General features: G+C 67.7%; 12 protein-coding genes and 1 pseudogene. 5 read left to right on the plus strand and 8 right to left on the minus strand.

All coding sequences use genetic code 11. From position 1 onward, the window contains the following. Window positions 1-32: 32 nt before the first annotated feature. Complete coding sequence (locus ACREPD_RS03015; protein ID WP_431597916.1) at window positions 33-1,040, minus strand: zinc-binding alcohol dehydrogenase family protein; 1,008 nt, start codon at window positions 1,038-1,040, stop codon at window positions 33-35. 87 nt (window positions 1,041-1,127) lie between these two features. Here ACREPD_RS03015 and ACREPD_RS03020 point away from each other — a divergent pair. The 3 genes and pseudogenes from ACREPD_RS03020 (at window position 1,128) to ACREPD_RS03030 (ending at window position 4,395) form a co-directional block, all read left to right on the plus strand. Next, a pseudogene (locus ACREPD_RS03020) lies at window positions 1,128-2,098 on the plus strand (LysR family transcriptional regulator). Between the two features lie 13 nt (window positions 2,099-2,111). Continuing rightward, window positions 2,112-2,738, plus strand: coding sequence for a leucine efflux protein LeuE (leuE, locus tag ACREPD_RS03025; RefSeq protein WP_431597976.1), 627 nt, complete (start codon window positions 2,112-2,114; stop codon window positions 2,736-2,738). Window positions 2,739-2,964: 226 nt separating this feature from the next. Then, window positions 2,965-4,395 (plus strand): amino acid permease, encoded by a 1,431-nt coding sequence (locus ACREPD_RS03030; protein ID WP_431597917.1) that lies wholly within the window; start codon window positions 2,965-2,967, stop codon window positions 4,393-4,395. Window positions 4,396-4,433: 38 nt separating this feature from the next. Here ACREPD_RS03030 and ACREPD_RS03035 read toward each other — a convergent pair whose 3' ends face one another. Further along, window positions 4,434-5,702, minus strand: a complete 1,269-nt coding sequence (locus ACREPD_RS03035; protein WP_431597918.1) for a dipeptidase — start codon at window positions 5,700-5,702, stop codon at window positions 4,434-4,436. Between the two features lie 11 nt (window positions 5,703-5,713). Beyond that, window positions 5,714-6,886 (minus strand): class I SAM-dependent rRNA methyltransferase, encoded by a 1,173-nt coding sequence (locus tag ACREPD_RS03040; protein WP_431597919.1) that lies wholly within the window; start codon window positions 6,884-6,886, stop codon window positions 5,714-5,716. A gap of 280 nt (window positions 6,887-7,166) precedes the next feature. Here ACREPD_RS03040 and ACREPD_RS03045 point away from each other — a divergent pair, with 280 nt between their 5' ends. Together ACREPD_RS03045 and ACREPD_RS03050 are read left to right on the plus strand one after the other, a co-directional pair. Continuing rightward, complete coding sequence (locus ACREPD_RS03045; RefSeq protein WP_421568183.1) at window positions 7,167-8,126, plus strand: TerC family protein; 960 nt, start codon at window positions 7,167-7,169, stop codon at window positions 8,124-8,126. 97 nt (window positions 8,127-8,223) lie between these two features. Next, window positions 8,224-8,994, plus strand: coding sequence for a rhomboid family intramembrane serine protease (locus ACREPD_RS03050; RefSeq protein WP_431597920.1), 771 nt, complete (start codon window positions 8,224-8,226; stop codon window positions 8,992-8,994). A 133-nt stretch (window positions 8,995-9,127) separates the two neighbouring features. Here ACREPD_RS03050 and ACREPD_RS03055 read toward each other — a convergent pair whose 3' ends face one another. The 5 genes from ACREPD_RS03055 to rnpA form a co-directional block, all read right to left on the minus strand. Then, entirely contained in the window at window positions 9,128-10,183 is a 1,056-nt protein-coding gene (locus tag ACREPD_RS03055; RefSeq protein ID WP_431597977.1) for a glycerophosphodiester phosphodiesterase, read from the minus strand. A gap of 271 nt (window positions 10,184-10,454) precedes the next feature. After that, window positions 10,455-11,798 (minus strand): tRNA uridine-5-carboxymethylaminomethyl(34) synthesis GTPase MnmE, encoded by a 1,344-nt coding sequence (gene mnmE, locus ACREPD_RS03060; RefSeq protein ID WP_431597921.1) that lies wholly within the window; start codon window positions 11,796-11,798, stop codon window positions 10,455-10,457. 3 nt (window positions 11,799-11,801) lie between these two features. Further along, a complete protein-coding gene (locus ACREPD_RS03065; RefSeq protein ID WP_431597922.1) occupies window positions 11,802-14,474 on the minus strand; it encodes a polysaccharide deacetylase family protein in 2,673 nt (890 codons plus the stop codon). A gap of 131 nt (window positions 14,475-14,605) precedes the next feature. Then, window positions 14,606-16,309, minus strand: coding sequence for a membrane protein insertase YidC (gene yidC, locus ACREPD_RS03070; protein WP_431597923.1), 1,704 nt, complete (start codon window positions 16,307-16,309; stop codon window positions 14,606-14,608). Next, window positions 16,309-16,797 (minus strand): ribonuclease P protein component, encoded by a 489-nt coding sequence (gene rnpA, locus ACREPD_RS03075; RefSeq protein WP_421568190.1) that lies wholly within the window; start codon window positions 16,795-16,797, stop codon window positions 16,309-16,311. Before rnpA ends, yidC begins: the two co-directional genes overlap by 1 nt. Window positions 16,798-16,799 lie beyond the last annotated feature (2 nt).

The raw sequence follows: 16,799 nt of genomic DNA on the forward strand, positions 1-16,799 counted from the left end.
GCTCCGGACGTCCCGGAGCGGCCCGCGATGCCTCAGAAGCCTTCCAGTACGACCTTGCCGACGGCGCGGTGGCTTTCGATGTGCGCATGCGCGCGACGCAGGTTGGCCGCGTCGATGCGGCCGTAGTTCTCGCCCAGCGTGGTGCGCAGCACGCCGCTGTTGACCAGCTCGGCCACCCGGTTGAGCAGCACGTGCTGCTGCTGCAGGTCGGGCGTGCTGAAGCTGGAGCGGGTGAACATCGATTCCCAGTGCAGCGACAGGCTCTTGCGCTTGAGCGCCATCACATCGAGCTGGCCCGGGTCGTCGATCAGCGCGAGCTGGCCCTGCGGCGCCAGCGCGGCCACGATCTGCGCGTAGTGCTGGTCGGTGTGGGTAAGGCTGGCCACGTGCGAGACGCTCTCGATCCCGATCCGCGCCAGGCCTTCGGTCAGCGGCTGGCTGTGGTCGATGACGTGGTGGGCACCCAACGCATACACCCAGTCCTGGGTATCCGGACGCGAGGCGGTGCCGATCACCGTCAGCCGGGTCAGCTGGCGTGCCAGCTGGACCAGGATCGACCCCACCCCGCCGGCGGCACCGATCACCAGCAGCGTCTGGCCCTCGCCACCGCCTTCGGCGACGCGCAGGCGGTCGAACAGCAGCTCCCACGCGGTGATGGCGGTCAGCGGCAGCGCGGCGGCGGCCGCGTCGTCCAGGCTGGCCGGCTTGCGCCCGACAATGCGCTCGTCCACCAGCTGGTACTCGGCATTGCTGCCCGGGCGGTTGATGTCGCCGGCGTAGAAGACCGCGTCGCCGGGCTGGAACAGGGTCACCTCGCTGCCCACCGCATCCACGATGCCGACCGCGTCCCAGCCCAGCACGCGCGGGGCGTCCACGGCCACGTTGCGGCGGATCTTGGTGTCGACCGGGTTCACCGAGACCGCGCGGACCTGCACGCGCAGGTCGCGCGGGCCCGGGGCGGGGACCGGCAGGGTGATGTCGACCAGGGCGGTCGGCTCGGTGATCGGCAGGCCGTGATGGGTATAGGCGATGGCTTTCATGGGGAGATCCTTGGGTGAGGCGCTCAGGTTCGCCTGCCCTGCCCCGGCCGGAAAGGCGCAGAATGCAGCAGCACTTTCACTCCTGGAATGAAAATGGTCCGCTTCGAGGATCTGCAGCTGTTCGTCCGCACCGCCGCGCTGGGCAGCTTTTCCAGTGCAGCGCGCGAGGCCGACCTGCTGCCCGGCCAGGTGGCCGCGGCGGTGGCCCGGCTGGAGCGCGAGCTGGACCTGCGCCTGTTCGTGCGCTCCACCCGCAGCCTGCGCCTCACCGCCGAAGGCGTGGTCTACCTGCCCTACGCGCAGGACCTGCTGGACACCCTGCACTAGGGCCAGGCGCGGGTGCGCGGCGAGGATGCCGAGCTACGCGGCGTGCTGCAGGTGGCCGCCCCGTCAGACTTGGGCCGCAACGTGCTGCTGCCGTGGCTCACCGAGTTCCGCGCCGCGCATCCCAAGCTGCAGCTGCGCCTGCTGCTGTCCGACCAGGTGGCCGACGTGTTCCGCGATCCGGTGGATATCGCGTTCCGGCTGGGCCGTTTCGACACCGCCAGCTACGTGGCGCTGCCGCTGCTGCCCGACAACCGCCGCGTGCTGGTGGCCGCGCCGTCCTATCTGGCGCGGCATGGCGTGCCCACCTCGCTGGAGGCGCTCAAGGACCACCACTGTCTGGTCTACCAGCTGGCCGGGCGCCCATATGACCGCTGGAGCTTCGAGCAGGAGGGGCGGCGCGTGGTGGTGCCGGTGCGTGGCCAGCTGGTCTGCGATGACGCCGACGTGGTGCGGCGCTGGGCGGTAGCCGGCGAAGGCATCGTGTTCAAGTCGTGGCTGGACGTCTGCGAGGACGTGCGCGCCGGGCGCCTGCAGGTGTTGATGGGGGGCGCTGGCGACAGCCTGCCGTTGAATCTTGTATGCCCGCATCGCAAGCAGTTCTCGCCTGCGATCCGCCAACTGCATGCGCTGTGCGCGCAACGCCTGCAACCGCTGCTGACCGATCTGCCAGGACGTGCGCCGCAGCGCTGTTGAGCCGGCGCCGGGTAGCCGACAATGGCCGCCCCCCGTAGTCGAGTCGCCGCCATGCCGTGGATGGGCATCCAGGACCTGTGGACCTTCGTCATCGCCGTGCTGGTGTTTCTGGCGCTGCCCGGCCCGGGTACCTTCACCCTGCTCACCGCCACCGGCCGCGGCGGCGTGCGCGGCGGCTACACAGCGCTGTTCGGGCTGCTGCTGGGCGACCAGATCCTGATGTGGCTGGCGGTGGCCGGCGTGGCCGCCCTGCTCAAGGCCAACCCGCTGGTATTCCACGCCGTGCAGTACCTCGGCGCGGCCTACCTGGTCTGGGTGGGCATCGGCCTGCTGCGCCCGGCGCCGCCACCCGGCGAGGAAAGCGGCATCCGCCTGCAGCCGGGCCACTATTTCCGCCAGGCGGTGCTGATCAGCCTGCTCAATCCCAAGGCCATCATCTTCTACATGGCCTTCCTGCCGCTGTTCATCGACCCGGCACGCCACCAGGGCGTGGCGACCTTTGCGACCATGGCGGTGCTGATCTTCGTGCTGAGCCTGGCGTATTGCTCGGTGCTGATCGGCGTGGGCAACCTGCTGCGCCGTCGGATCATCCAGCACCCGCGTGTGGGGGTACTTCTCCGGCGCGTGGCAGGCGTGTTCCTGGTGGGCTTCGGGATACGGCTGGGGTTGAGCGGCTGACGGATGCGCAGCCACGCATGGCGTGGCTCTACCGCAGGGTGCGGTCCACACGTAGAGCCACGCCATGCGTGGCTGAACAACCGGTGCGGCTCATTTGTGCCAGATTCGTCAAACCCGATTGTTTGAAATGATCGTCAGGGGAATCACGACGCCCGGCAGTAGTAATGCTGCGCCGCGTTCGGTCACACTCGGGCACTTGTCGATACCAGTCATCACGTGAGGTCCCATGTCATCGTTGCTACGGCGCAAGTCGCTGGATTCCGTCACCGTCCATGAAGCCGGCCGGCAGCTCGCGCGCACGCTGAGCTGGCCGCACCTGATCGCGCTCGGTATTGGTGCCATCGTCGGGACCGGCATCTACACGCTGATCGGCGTCGGCGCGAACCTGGCCGGCCCGGCGGTGCTGATCTCATTCGCCATCGCCGGCGCGGTCTGCGCCTGCGCGGCGCTGTCCTACGCCGAACTGTCCACGATGATGCCGGCCGCCGGCAGTGCCTACACCTACAGCTACACCGCGCTGGGCGAGATCTTCGCGTGGGTGGTCGGGTGGAGCCTCATCCTGGAGTACTCGCTGGTGGTGAGTACCGTGGCGGTGGGCTGGTCGGGCTATTTCGTCGGCTTCCTGGAATGGATGCACGGCAACTTCGGCATCGACATCCGGCTGCCGTTGGCCCTTTCAGCCGGCCCGCATGTGGAAGGCGGCATGTTCAACCTGCCTGCCGTGGTCATCACTTGGGTGGTGGCCGGCGGCCTGATGCTGGGCACCAAGGAAAGCGCCACGCTCAACGCGATCCTGGTGGTGCTGAAGATCATCGCGCTGGGCGTGTTCGTCGCGGTCGCACTGCCGGCCTTCGATGCGGCCAACCTGCATCCGTTCATGCCGCATGGCTTCGCGAAAACGCTCGGCCCGGACGGCGTGGAGCGTGGCGTGATGGCCGCCGCGGCGATCATCTTCTTCGCGTTCTACGGCTTCGATGCCATCTCCACGGCCGCCGAAGAAACCAAGAACCCCGGCCGTGACCTGTCGATCGGCATCATCGGCTCGATGGTCGGCTGCACGATCATCTACATGCTGGTGGCGCTGGCCGCGATCGGCGCGATGAGCTACGCGGTGTTTGGCCACAGCGCCGAACCGCTGGCGCTGATCATGCGCGAACTGGGTCACCCCAAGGCCGCGGCGGTGATTGGCGTGGTCGCAATCCTCGCCCTGCCGACCGTGCTGCTGGCCTTCCTGTTCGGCCAGAGCCGCGTGTTCTTCGTCATGGGCCGCGATGGCCTGCTGCCGCGCGGGCTGTCTGCGGTGAACAAGCGCACCGGCACCCCGGTGGCCACCACGCTGTTCAGTGCCGCCGTGGTCTCGGCGCTGGCGGGCGTTGCCCGGCTGGACGAGATTGCCGCGCTGGCCAACGCCGGTACGCTGGCGGCCTTCACCGCCGTGGGCATCTGCCTGGTGGTGATGCGCAAGCGTGCGCCGGATGCCAAGCGCACCTTCCGCACGCCGGTGGCATGGTTCATCGGCCCGGCGGCGGCGCTGGGCTGCATCTACCTGTTCATGAGCCTGCCGACCAGCACGCAGGTGTACTTCCTGATCTGGAACGTGATCGGGCTGGCGGTGTACTTCCTGTACAGCCGCCGCAATGCGTTGATCGGGCGCTGAAGTATTTGGGAGCCGGGCAATACCCGGCTCCCACGCCGTTACCGCGGTAGCGCGCCACCGTTGGTGGTGCGGCCCTTCTGCGCGGCGTAATCCTGCGCCTGCTGCATCACCCGCAGCAGGTTGCCGCCCCAGATGCCCGCGATCTGCTGCTCGGTGTAGCCCTTGCGCAGCAGCCACGCGGTGATCTTCGGCAGCGCGCTCACATCCTGCAGGTCGGCCAGGCCGCCACCGCCATCCCAGTCCAGCCCGATGCCCACGTGCTCGGGCCCGACGACGGCCAGGATGTGCTCGACGTGCTCGAAGAAGTCGTCCAGCGTGGCCTTGCGCAGCGGCAGGCGCTGGTCGATCTCCGCCAGGCCCTGCTTCAACGCTTCGCCCTGGGCCATGCTCAGGTCGTCGTACTCGGCACCGATCTGCTTCATCAGGTCCGCCTCGGCCTGCGTGCGCGCATCGTTCTTGCCAGTGGGGATCAGATAGCCGCCATACGCGTTCACCTGGATCACGCCGCCCGCCTTGGCCAACTGCTTCAACCGCGTGTCGTCGAGGTTGCGCGGATGGTTGTAGATCGCCCTGGACGAGCTGTGCGACAGCACGAACGGCACCGGCATGCGCTGGATCAGATCGTCGAACACCGCGTCCGACGCGTGCGACTGGTCGATGACGATGCCCAGCCGCACCGCCTCGTCCACCAGCGCCTTGCCGGCTGGGCTCAGGCCCTTCCATTCGGCGCCCTTGCTGTCGGTGGCCGAATCGGCGAACTCGTTGTTGGCGAAGTGCACCGTGCTGAGCAGGCGCAGGCCGGCCAGGTGATAGAAGCTGAGCAGTGAGGGGTCATCCACCAGCGGGCTGGCGTTTTCCATGCTGATGTAGACCACGCGCTTGCCGGCGGCCTTGATGCGGGCGGCATCGGCGGGGGTCAGCGCCAGCGCGAAGGTGTCCGGATGCGCGGCGAGCATTTCGCGGATTTCCATCAACCGCAGCAGGCCGGCATCGCGGTCGTGCTGGTGCGCTGCCGGGCTGCGGTCGCCCTGGTCGGTGTAGATGGCCCAGAAGCCGCCGTCCAGCGCACCCTCGCGCATGCGCGGCAGATCCACCTGCGACAGCGCGTTGTGGTCGTGCCGCTGCAGGATGTCGAAGCCTTCGCGGTGGAAGTTGGCCGGCGTGTCGAGATGGCTGTCGAGGGTCAGCAGCTTGTTCTGCAGCGTGGCAGCCCGCGCCAGCTCCTGCGCGGTGAACTCGACGGCGTGGGCGGACAACGGCGCGCACAGCGCCAGCGACACCAGCAGGGAAAGACTGCGCAACGTCATGACGCCTCTCTTCAATCCAACACGCGGCAGAACACAGCCTTCAGGTAACGCGATTCCTGCACGTGGGCCATGAACGGGTGGTCCGGGCCGGCACCGGCGACCTTGAGGATCTGGATGGTGCGGCCGGAGTAGAACGCCGCACGGCGCAGCATGTCCAGGAACTGGTCCTCGGCAACCAAGCCGGTGCACGAGAACGTGGCGAACAGCCCACCGGGCTTGACCACGCCCAGCGCCAGCTTGTTCATGTCCAGGTACTTCTTCAGCGCGCTGATGACCTGGTCGCGGTCGCGGGTCATCTTGGCCGGGTCCAGGATCACCACGTCGTACTTCTCGCCGCGGTTGGCCGCGTCGCGCAGCCACGGGAAGATGTCGGACTGGATGTACTTCGGGCGCACGTTGTTGAGGCGCGAGTTGCCCTTGGCGATGTTGATCACGTCTTCATCGATATCGATGCCGACCACGTCCGAGGCGCCGCGCACGGCGGCATACACCGCAAAGCCACCGGTGTTGCAGCACAGGTCGAGCACGCTCTTGCCTTCGACCTGCTGGCTGAGCCACTCGCGGTTCTCGCGCTGGTCGGCGAAGAAGCCGGTCTTGTGCGCACCCGCCGGGTCGGCGCGGAACTTCACGCCGTACTCGGTGATGACCGCCGCTTCGGTGGTGGTGTTGCCGTGGAAGTCGAAGCTTTCCTGCTTCTGCACGTGTTCGTCGGCGAAGCTGTGGAAGCGGCAGCCCGGGAACTGCTCGCGCAGCGCCTCGTAGACCCATTCGCGGTGGCGGAACATGCCGGCGGCGAAGAATTCGACCACCACCAGGTCCGCATAACGGTCCACGACCAGGCCGGACAGGCCGTCCCCTTCGCTGTGGACCACGCGCCAGGCATCGGACACGGCGTCCAGCTTCAGCACGTCACGGCGCAGCGACACCGCCTGGGCGATCTTCCGCGAGAACCAGCCCGCGTCCACCGGGACGCTCTGATCGGTTTCCAGGATACGGACGGCAATGCGCGAATGGCCATTGTAGAAACCGCGACCGATCCACTCCCCGTCCACGCCAACCACGTCGACGATGGCGCCGGGCTTGGGCCGGACGACGGGCTTTTCGACCAGTTTCTGGAAGATCCACGGGTGGCTGGAGCGCCAGGCGTTCTTGAGGCGGACTACGGGAGTGGGGACAGTATTCATGGGCCTATTGTAGACGGGCACCGGCCCGGCCCGGCAGGCGGGCTATTTGACGCCGGCCCCCCGACCCCGCAGAATCGGCGCCAGAAGGGGAGTAGCTCCCAGACGTTGTCGCCGTCAATTCGAGCCCGCAGGCTCCGGTGCAACGGCAGTCCCACCCGGTGGGACTGCGAGCGAGACCTTCGCCGTATGGCGAAGCTCTGTCCCCGGATCCCCTCTGATCCTCCGTTGCAGATCCTCGCCGTCCGGCTTGAGGCATTTCTTTTATCCAACGGAAAAACCCATGCAGACGATCGGTAATTTGTGGTTGTGGGGCGGCTTCGGCGCGGTGGTGATCATCGCGCTGCTGGTCGACCTGGTATTGATGCGCCACGGCGGCCCGCACAAGGTCACCTTCAAGGAGGCCCTGTGGTGGTCCATCGGCTGGGTTGTGCTGGCCCTGGCCTTCAACGGCGGCCTCTGGTACTACCTGAACGAGACCGCCGGCCAGGTGGTAGCCAACAAGGTGGGCCTGGAGTTCCTGACCGGTTACCTGGTCGAGAAGGCGCTGGCGGTCGACAACATCTTCGTGTTCCTGATGATCATGGGCTACTTCGCGGTGCCCGAGGAACAGCGCCAAAAGGTGCTGATCATCGGCATCTTGGGCGCGATCGTGCTGCGTACGATCATGATCTTCGCCGGCAGCGTGCTGCTCACCAAGTTCCATTGGCTGCTCTACGTGTTCGGCGCGTTCCTGCTCTTCACCGGCTGGAAGATGTGGTTCTCCGCCGGCCAGGAGCCGGATCTGGAGACCAACCCCGCCCTGCGCTGGATGCGCAAGCACCTGCGCCTGCTGCCGGATTACGCCGGCAACGCCATGAGCGTCATGCGCGACGGCAAGCGCTGGTACACCCCGCTGTTCGTGGTGCTGATCCTGATTGCCGTCACCGACGTGATCTTCGCGGTGGACAGCATTCCGGCGATCTTCGCCATCACCACCGACCCGTTCATCGTGCTGACCTCGAACGTGTTCGCGGTGCTCGGCCTGCGCGCGATGTTCTTCCTGCTGGCCGGCATGGCCGACCGCTTCCACCTGCTGCCGTACGGCCTGGCCCTGGTGCTGGCCTTCATCGGCATCAAGATGATGCTGATCGACATCTTCAAGATCCCCACCCCGATCTCGCTGGGCGTGGTGGCCCTGATCATCGCCGCCACGGTGGTGCTGAGCCTGAAGAACCCGCCGAAAGAAGGCGGTCACGCCTGACCTGCATGCCGTCGGCGGGATTGTCCCGCCGGCGGCACTACTCTCTCCCGCCGCGTTGCCCTTGTGTTCAGGCTGACGCGACGCAATCCCTTTGGTTATGAACGCCAACCTGCCCCTGCCTGCCGGCGAGCCGCCGGTCTCTCCCCGCAACGACCGTGGTCGTGTGATGCGGGCGTTCAACCTGAGCCTGGCCTTCGTGCTGGTGCTGGTGGCGGTGTTCTCCGCCCAAGGGCATTTCGACTGGCGGCCCTGGGCCGTCGCGCCGCTGGACAAGACCGGGCTGCTCGGCATCCTGGGCGCGCCGCTGCTGCACGGTTCGGTCCAGCACCTGGGCGCGAACAGCATTGCCCTGCTCATCCTCGGCACCCTGGCCGGCAGCGTGTATCCCAACGCCACGCTGCGCGCGCTGCCGCTGCTGTGGATCGGCTCGGGTCTGGGCGCATGGTTGCTGGGCGATATCGGCAGCCACCATCTGGGCGCCAGCGGCATCACCCACGGGCTGATGTTCCTGGTGTTCGTGCTCGGCCTGCTCCGCCGTGATCGCCCGGCGATTGCTGCCGGCCTGATCGCCTTCCTGTTCTACGGCAGCATGCTGATCACCATCCTTCCGCACGAGCCGGGCGTGTCCTGGCAGTCGCACATGGGCGGCGCGTTGGGCGGCATCGTCAGCGCGTTGCTGTTCCGCCTGTCCGACCCGATGGCTCCGCGCAAGCGCTACAGCTGGGAGGACGAGGACGAAGACGGCTATGAGATGCAGCGCGACGGCGACCTGGAGCCGCCCTCACCCACCCGCGTGCCGGTGCTGTGGCAGCCGCGCGAGGGGCATGACTTCGTGGTGTTGCCGTTCCGGCGGCCTGACGAACGTTGAAACCGTCACCCGACCAACGGTCGGGTGCTACCGGTAGGTATCGCAAGGAACGGCAGTGCCGTTTCTAACGTCGCTTGCGACGGCCCGAAGGGTGCCCGCCCAAGGCGGGCATACCGTTGGTCGATACGCGCGATCAACGGGCGGCGGGCACCGCTCCATCCCCATCCACCGCCCTGCGCCCCAGCGCCGGGTCATCGGTGAAGAACGCATCGATCCCGGTCGCCAGGTAGGCGCGCATCTCGGCCACCGACCCCTCGGCATTGCGCGCGTTGGGCTCGCCCTTGCGGAACTCGGCGGCCTGGAACGGGTTTTCCGGGCGGAAGGTATACGGCACCACCATCAGGCCGGCCGCATGCGCGTCGCGCACCAGCGACGTCGGCGTGCCAAGGCGCCCGGTGGCGTCCAGCGGAATCACCATGCGCAGGCTCGGCCCGATCCCGTCGGCATACCCGGCGATCTGGTCCAACCCGGCCGGGGTGATCATGTCGGCGTAGCGCTGGCTGCCCTTGGCGGCCAGCACATCGCCCGGCTGCTGCCTGGGGTCGCCCAGCAGCTGCAGCAGGCGGATGTTGCTGTCGCGGCCCAGCGTGTTGCGCAGATAGCGCAGGTTGCCGACCTCGAACGACTGGATCGTCACCGGGGCCACCTTGGTATACGGGTTGGCCTGCAGGGCCTTGACCAGCGCGTCCTCCATCGGCAGCCCGATGCCCTTGAAGTAGGTGCCGTGCTTGATCTCCGGCACCAGGCCGATGCCACGGTTGGCGCGGCCGGCCTGCTGCACGACGAAGGCGATGATCTCGTCCAGCGTGGCGATGCGGAACTGGCCATCGAAGCCGGTGCTGCGCAGCTGCGGCAGGCGTTCGCGGGCGTAGAGCGTCTTCAGCTCGGCCAGGGTGAAGTCTTCGGTGAACCAGCCCTCGACGCGCTCGCCGTCGATGGTCTTGGTGGTCTTGCGGCTGGCGAACTCGGGATGGGCGGCGACGTCGGTGGTGCCACTGATCTCGTTCTCGTGGCGCGACACCATCACCCCGTCCTTGGTCATCACCAGGTCGGGTTCGATGTAGTCGGCGCCATCGGCAATGGCCTGGGCGTAGGACGCCAAGGTGTGTTCGGGCAGCAGCGCGCTGGCGCCACGATGGCCATACACCGCCGCCTTGCGCGGCGCGGGAGAATTGGATTCGGCGCTCATGGCCACCGATGGTGCCACGGCCAGCGACAACAGCAAGGCACTACCCCACAACGACTTCGACACTGCAAACCCCTGTTGGTACGGCGGCCCGCGCCGACGCGGCGGGGGCGTGGAATGAACGCGCGTATTGTGGTGGTGCGGTGTTACAGCGGCAAGAAACAAAGACTGGTGTCACAGTCTTTGGGGTGACGGCATCGGCAGGCGGACAGCGTGGACACGCATGGCGTGTCCCTACACCGGTCGTAGCGACACGCCATGCGTGTCCCTCGCATTACTTCCCGATACAGAAGCTCGAGAAGATCCTGCCCAGCAGATCGTCGGCGCTCATCCGCCCGGTGATCTCCCCCAGTGCTTCGTGCGCCAACCGCAGCTCCTCGGCGGCCAGCTCCAAGTGTTCGTGCACCAGCTCGGCTTCGGCGCGTTCGGCGTGCCCGATCGCCAGGGTGATGGCCTCCACGTGACGGGCGCGGGCGGAGAACTCGCCTTCCACGCTGTCGCCCGCGCCGCCGCTGGCCAGTTCGCGCAGGCGGGTGTGCAGCAGGTCCAGGCCCTGGCCGGTGGCGGCGGAGACATGCACCACGTTGGCGTCGATGTCGGCCGGCAGTGCCTCCAGCAGGTCGCTCTTGTTGTGGATCCACAGCTGCTGCGGCACGTCGGCGATCGCATCGGCCACCGCGGCGTGGCCGGCCTGCGGATCGCGGGCGTCCAGCACGATGATGGCCAGGTCCGTGCGCTGCATCTCCGCGCGCGCACGCCGCATGCCCTCGCGTTCGATGGCGTCGCCGCCCTCGCGCAGGCCGGCGGTGTCGACCAGGGTCAGCTCCAGCCCGTCGATGCGGATGGTCTCGCGCAGGGTGTCGCGGGTGGTGCCGGCGATGTCGGTGACGATGGCGCGCTCACTGCCGGCCAGCGCGTTGAGCAGCGAGCTCTTGCCCGCGTTGGGCGGCCCGACCAGCACGGCGTGCAGACCGTCGCGCAGTTTGCGCCCGCGTTCGGCATCCGCGCGCAGCGTCACCAGCGCGCGCAGCACCTCGCCCAGGCCCAGCCGCACCTGCTCGCCGCCCAGAGTGTCGAGCGGCTCGTCGGCGAAGTCGATGGCCGCCTCCACGTGGATGCGCAGCCGCACCAGCTGCTCACCGGCGGCGTCCACGCGGCGCGAGAACACCCCGTCCAGCGAACGGCGGGCGGCGCGCGCGGCGCGGGTATCGCTGGCGGCGATCAGGTCGGCGATGGCCTCGGCCTGGGCCAGGTCGAGCTTGCCGTTGAGGAAGGCCCGTTCGCTGAACTCGCCGGGCCGCGCCTGCCGCGCCCCGAGCGCGATGCAACGGGCGACCAGCTGCTGCAGGACCACCGGGCTACCGTGGCCCTGCAACTCCACCACGTCTTCGCCGGTGAAACTGCGCGGATTCGGGAAGTACAAGGCGATGCCGTCATCCAGTACCTCGCCGGCCGCATCGCGGAAGCGCGCGTAGTGGGCATGACGCGGCTGCAGTGGCGGGCAGCCCAGCGCGATGGCAATGCCCAGCGCCTGCGGGCCGGAAACCCGCAGCATGCCGACCCCGCCGGCACCGGGCGCGGTGGCGATCGCGACAATGGTGTCAGCAGAGGCGTTCATGGCTCAGAGCTTCTCCAGCTGCGCGCGGGCCTGGGCGGCGCCACTGCCCTGCGGCTGCAAGGCCAGGTAGGTGGTGTAGGCCTGCTTCGCCTTGGCGGTGTTGCCCGCATGGAAATAGGCATCGCCCAGGTTGAGGTGGGCCACCGCACGCGAAGGATCGATCTTCAGGGTGTTCTCCAGCCAACGCGCCGCTTCGGCATAGCGCTGCTGGCGGTAATAGACGAACCCGAGGTTGTTGGCGGCCTGGGCGAAGTCCGGGCGCAGCTTCAGGGCTTCGGTGAACTGCGCCGCGGCCTCGTCGTAGCGCTTCTCGCGGTACAGCTGCAGGCCGCGGTCGTTGGCCTGCTGCGCGCGCTGGCGGTCGGAGGTGGGCACCGCCGCCGGCACCACCAGCGTGCTCTTGCCGCCCTGCAGGTCGGCCACGGTCACCGGCGCCTCGCCCGGCGGCTTGGCGTCCTGCGCCGCATCCACCCGGTTGTTGAGCGCGATCGCATCGGCCGAGAGCTGGCTGGTATCGGCATTGAGGTATTCCTGGCTGTCGGGCACCTGGAACACGAACTCGCCGCCCTGCGAACCGGGCAGGCTGCCAAATGCCGGGGTCTGCTGCGACACGGCCGACACCGCCGGCGCCACGTAGGCGGCCAGCTCGGTACCGGTGATCAGGCCGTCGCCATTGAGGTCGCCCTTGCCGGCCAGTGCCTGCAGCAGCACCCAGGTGAACACCGAGTGGCCGTTCGGGCCGCTGTCGGCGACCTGCTGGTCGCTGCCGCCGGCGGTGAGCATCTGCCGCGCGCTGCGCTTGGCGTTTTCGCGCAGGAACGCGGACGAGGACGGACCGCCGCGGGTCAGGCCCAGGCCGCTGTAGCAGGCGTCCATGACGAACATCACGTGCTTGGCCTGCATGCTTTCGGCGATGTTCTGGATGTCGGTCATCGCGATCGCGTCGGTGGCGAACTCGTTCGGGTCCGAATCCACCGGGATGATGTAGCCCAGGTCGCGGCCCGAGGCCAGCCGGCGGGTGGCGCCATGCCCGGCGAAGAACACGAACACCCGGTCGTTGCGGCCGGTACGGTCATCGGCGAGCCGGTCGTGGAACGCGGCCAGGATGTTGTTGCGGGTTGCCTGCTTGTCCTTCAGCACGATCACCTGCGAGGACGGGAACTTGAACTGCCCGGTGAGCGTGTCGGCAATGGCCTGCGCATCGTGGCTGGCGTACTCCAGCCGCGGCCACTTGGCGTACTCGTCGATGCCGATCACGATCGCCCACGACTTCTCGTAGCCGGTGGTCACCGTGGCTTCGCTGGCGGCGGCACTACGCGGGCGGCTCACCGTGAACTCGCGGCCGTTCCAGCCGGCGAACTGGTAGCCCTCGGCGATCAGCCGATCCAGGATCTGCGGCAGCGCCTTCACCGCACGGTCGTGGATGTCGTGGAACAGGATGATGCCGCGCTGCTCCTTCTGCACCTGGTCGAGCACGCGCTGCACGATCGATTCCGGCACCGGGTCGGCCCAGTCCATGGAATCGATGTTCCACATGATCGACTTCAGCCCGGCCTCGTTGAGCAGCTGCAGGCCTTCGGCATTGCGTGCGCCATACGGGAAGCGGAACAGCGGGGCGCGGCGCTTGTCCACGTCCTTGAGCAGCGTGTCGGTGAACAGCACCTGCTCACGCAGCGCATCGCCGGTGGTGCGCGACAGCTGCGCGTGGGTCAGGCTGTGGTTGCCCACCGCATAGCCCTGGTCCATCAGGTTGCGGCTGATGCCGGCCAGCGGGCCCAGCTTGACGCTGCCATCGGCATGCACCTCACCCAGGTTGCGGCCCACTTCGAAGAACACGCCGGGCACGTCGTAGCGCTTGAGGATCGCCACCACTTCGTCGGTATAAGCCTTGTGCGGGCCGTCGTCGAAGGTCAGCACCACGGTCTTGGGCGGCAGGTCGCGGCCGAAGATCTCTCGGTCACTGTCCTTCATCGACATCGGGTAGGGCTCGATCACGCCGTAGTCGCGCAGGATCGCGTCGCGGGTGTACTGCGTGCGCAGGTGGGCGATGTAGTCATCCCACTTCTCGCGCTTGAGGGCGATCGCGCGGGTCCGCTCGAAGCGGCTGAAGATGCGGGTGATTTCCTGGTTGTAGTTGCGCTCGATCTCATCCAGCGCCTCCAGGTCTTCGCCGACGCGCTGGTGCAGTTTCACCGCCGGCAGCGAGGAATCGGTGCCGATGCGGTCATGCAGATCGCGCAGCACTTCGCGGAACGCCAGGCGGTCGGCGTCGTACAGCTCCGGCGCCGATTCGATGTAGTCCAGCACCGTGCCGAGGGTGGTGAAGCGCTGCGGCGCGCTGCCGCTCAGCAGCGTGTTGAAGAGCGCGGCGATGGCCTGGCGTTGTTCCAGGCCGTCGTGGAACAGCTGCTGGCCAATCTGGCTGGAGGTGGCCCGGTCGGCTGGGGTTTGCTGCGCCTCGTCGGCCAGCAGCACGATGATGCGGCGGTGGCCATCGAGCTGCTTCTGCAGGGCGGTAAGCAGCGGCGCGGCGGCCGGATCGGCGGCGGCGGCGGCCTGGGCGCTTGGCTGGGTGGGCGTCTTCGGCGCGGCGGGGTCGTTGTTGCCACAGCTGGCAACGGCCAGGGTCAGCAGCAGGGGGAATGACAGGCGGAACAACGACGACGCACGGGGCATGGCAGGCTCGAGGGGTGGCGCGGGTGGTAGGGCTGGTGGGGATTGTATCGCCGGCAAAGAAAAACCCGCCGGGGGGCGGGTTTTTCGAAGGTCAGCCTGGAAGCCAGCCGACTAACAGTCGGCTCTACCGATCATTTTTTCTTGGTGGGGGTCGCAATCGCCGGGAGCGGCTCGCCGCCGTGGCGCTTGGTCATCCACCACTGCTGCAGCAGGCCCAGGCTGCCGTTGACCACCCAGTACAGGACCAGGCCGGACGGCATGAAGGCCATCATGACGCCGAAGATCAGCGGCATCATCTGCATCATCTTGGCCTGCATCGGGTCCATGCCCGGTGCCGGCGTCAGCTTCTGCGTGGCCCACATCACCGCCATGTTGATCACCGGCAGGATGAAGTACGGGTCGCGTGCGGTCAGATCCTGGATCCAGCCCAGCCACGGGGCCTGGCGCAGTTCCACCGATTCCACCAGCACCCAGTACAGCGCGAAGAAGATCGGCATCTGGATGAGGATCGGCAGGCAGCCGCCCATCGGATTGATCTTCTCCTTCTTGTACAGCTCCATCATCGCGGTCTGGAACTTCTGGCGGTCATCGCCATAGCGTTCCTTCAGCTGCGCGATGCGCGGCTGGAAGCGACGCATCTTGGCGCCGCTCTTGTACTGCACCGCCGACAGCGGGTACAGCACCAGCTTCAGCAGCACCACCAGGCCGACGATGGCCCAGCCCCAGTTGTTGACGACCTTGTGGACCTGGTTCAACACCCAGAACAGGCCCTGGCCGATCACGGCCATGATCGGGAAGCGGCTGTAATCGACGACGCGTTCCAGGCCCGGCACGTCTTCCTTGGCAATCTGGTTGACCAGCTTCGGACCCACCCACAGGCGCGCTTCGCTGCTTACCTGCTGGCCCGGAGCCACGGTGAACGCCGGGCCGGTGGCCTGGATCTGGTCGCGGCCGTCATGCTGGCTCAGCGAGTAGTTCGCGGCCTGGTCCTTCTGCGGAATCCACGCGGTGAAGAAGTGGTGCTGCAGCATCGCCACCCAGCCACCGGTGACCTGCTGGTTGAGCGGGCCGTCTTCCAGATAGTCCTTGAAGGCGCGGCGCTGGTACTTCTTGTCGGCATCGAACCAGGTCGCGCCGTTGAAGCTGAAGGAGTCCGGGTTGGTCATGCTGCGCGACAGGATCGTCGGCGTGCGGTCCAGCGTGCGGTAGACGTAGCCGCTCCACGGCGCGGTGCCGGCATTGATCACCTCATCCTTGACCTTCACCGCGTACTCGTTGCGGCTGACGGTGAAGGTGCGGCGGATGCTGACGCCGTTCGGGCCATTCCAGATGAACGGGATCTGCAGCTCGTTCTGGCCCTTGGCCAGCACGAAGTCCTTGGCATCGCCCACCAGCGTGAAGCCATTGGCTTCCGGCACCGGCATGCTCTTGTCCTGGCTGGTCCAGCCGGTCACCGCGCGGTACGGGTGGGTCGGCTCTTCGGTCAGCAGGCGCAACGGCGGGCTGCCCTCGGCCTTGGTCTGCGGGAACTGCAGCAGCTCGGCGTCCAGCACCGTGCCCCCATCCAGCACCAGGCGCAGCACGTCGGTGGTGATGGTCACGCGCTGCGCGCCGGCCTGGGCCTGCGCCGTCGGCTGGGTCACCGGGGCGCTGCCCGGGGCCTGCGGTACGTTGGCGCCGGGCACCGTGCCCGCCGCACCCGGGACACTGCCCTGGGTCTGGGCGGCCACGGGCGCCGTGGACGTCGGCGCAGCGGTGTCGCGGCCCCACTCCATCCACAGCAGAACGGCCACCATCAGCCAGGCAACAATCAGGAAAACGCGGGTCTGGTTCATCAGCGTGCGGGCTCGACGTGGCCGGCAGCAGGTGCCGGCTCGGACTGGGAATGGGGTGCAACCCCGGGCGGCGGCATTGTGCCGTCCGCGCCCGGCATGGGCAATGTGCCCAACCGGCGAAGCAGGCGTTCGAAGGCCTGCCGGATCTCGGTATTGCTTGCGGTACGCGCGGCACTACGGGCGACAACGACATAATCGCCGGCACTCAGCCACGGCCGTAGGTGGCGTGTGGCATCGCGCAGCACACGCTTGACTCGGTTGCGACCCACGGCTCGGGGGTCGACTTTGCGCGAAACGGCAAGACCCAGCCTGGCTGGCGTGTCGCTCTTCAGCCAGTGCAGGGTCATCAGCGGTTCGGACACACGGCGGGCGCCGTTGAAGACCGTTGTATATTCGGCACGCGTACGAACACGCGCAGAGCGAGGGAATCGCTTGCGCGGGTCGGAACTGCTCACAGTCAGGATTGCGTCTGCCGCGGGAAGCGGCATTG

The organism is Stenotrophomonas sp., assembly GCF_050737075.1.
Classification (GTDB): Bacteria; Pseudomonadota; Gammaproteobacteria; order Xanthomonadales; family Xanthomonadaceae; genus Stenotrophomonas.

What these genes read in the sequence shown, in the direction of transcription:
- ACREPD_RS03035 (WP_431597918.1), bottom strand. Translation starts at nt 5,702, where the DNA reads ATGACGTTGCGCAGTCTTTCCCTGCTGGTGTCGCTGGCGCTGTGCGCG.
- rnpA (WP_421568190.1), bottom strand. Translation starts at nt 16,797, where the DNA reads ATGCCGCTTCCCGCGGCAGACGCAATCCTGACTGTGAGCAGTTCCGAC.
- ACREPD_RS03045 (WP_421568183.1), top strand. Translation starts at nt 7,167, where the DNA reads ATGCAGACGATCGGTAATTTGTGGTTGTGGGGCGGCTTCGGCGCGGTG.
- mnmE (WP_431597921.1), bottom strand. Translation starts at nt 11,798, where the DNA reads ATGAACGCCTCTGCTGACACCATTGTCGCGATCGCCACCGCGCCCGGT.
- ACREPD_RS03040 (WP_431597919.1), bottom strand. Translation starts at nt 6,886, where the DNA reads ATGAATACTGTCCCCACTCCCGTAGTCCGCCTCAAGAACGCCTGGCGC.
- leuE (WP_431597976.1), top strand. Translation starts at nt 2,112, where the DNA reads ATGCCGTGGATGGGCATCCAGGACCTGTGGACCTTCGTCATCGCCGTG.
- ACREPD_RS03015 (WP_431597916.1), bottom strand. Translation starts at nt 1,040, where the DNA reads ATGAAAGCCATCGCCTATACCCATCACGGCCTGCCGATCACCGAGCCG.
- ACREPD_RS03055 (WP_431597977.1), bottom strand. Translation starts at nt 10,183, where the DNA reads ATGAGCGCCGAATCCAATTCTCCCGCGCCGCGCAAGGCGGCGGTGTAT.
- ACREPD_RS03065 (WP_431597922.1), bottom strand. Translation starts at nt 14,474, where the DNA reads ATGCCCCGTGCGTCGTCGTTGTTCCGCCTGTCATTCCCCCTGCTGCTG.
- yidC (WP_431597923.1), bottom strand. Translation starts at nt 16,309, where the DNA reads ATGAACCAGACCCGCGTTTTCCTGATTGTTGCCTGGCTGATGGTGGCC.
- ACREPD_RS03050 (WP_431597920.1), top strand. Translation starts at nt 8,224, where the DNA reads ATGAACGCCAACCTGCCCCTGCCTGCCGGCGAGCCGCCGGTCTCTCCC.
- ACREPD_RS03030 (WP_431597917.1), top strand. Translation starts at nt 2,965, where the DNA reads ATGTCATCGTTGCTACGGCGCAAGTCGCTGGATTCCGTCACCGTCCAT.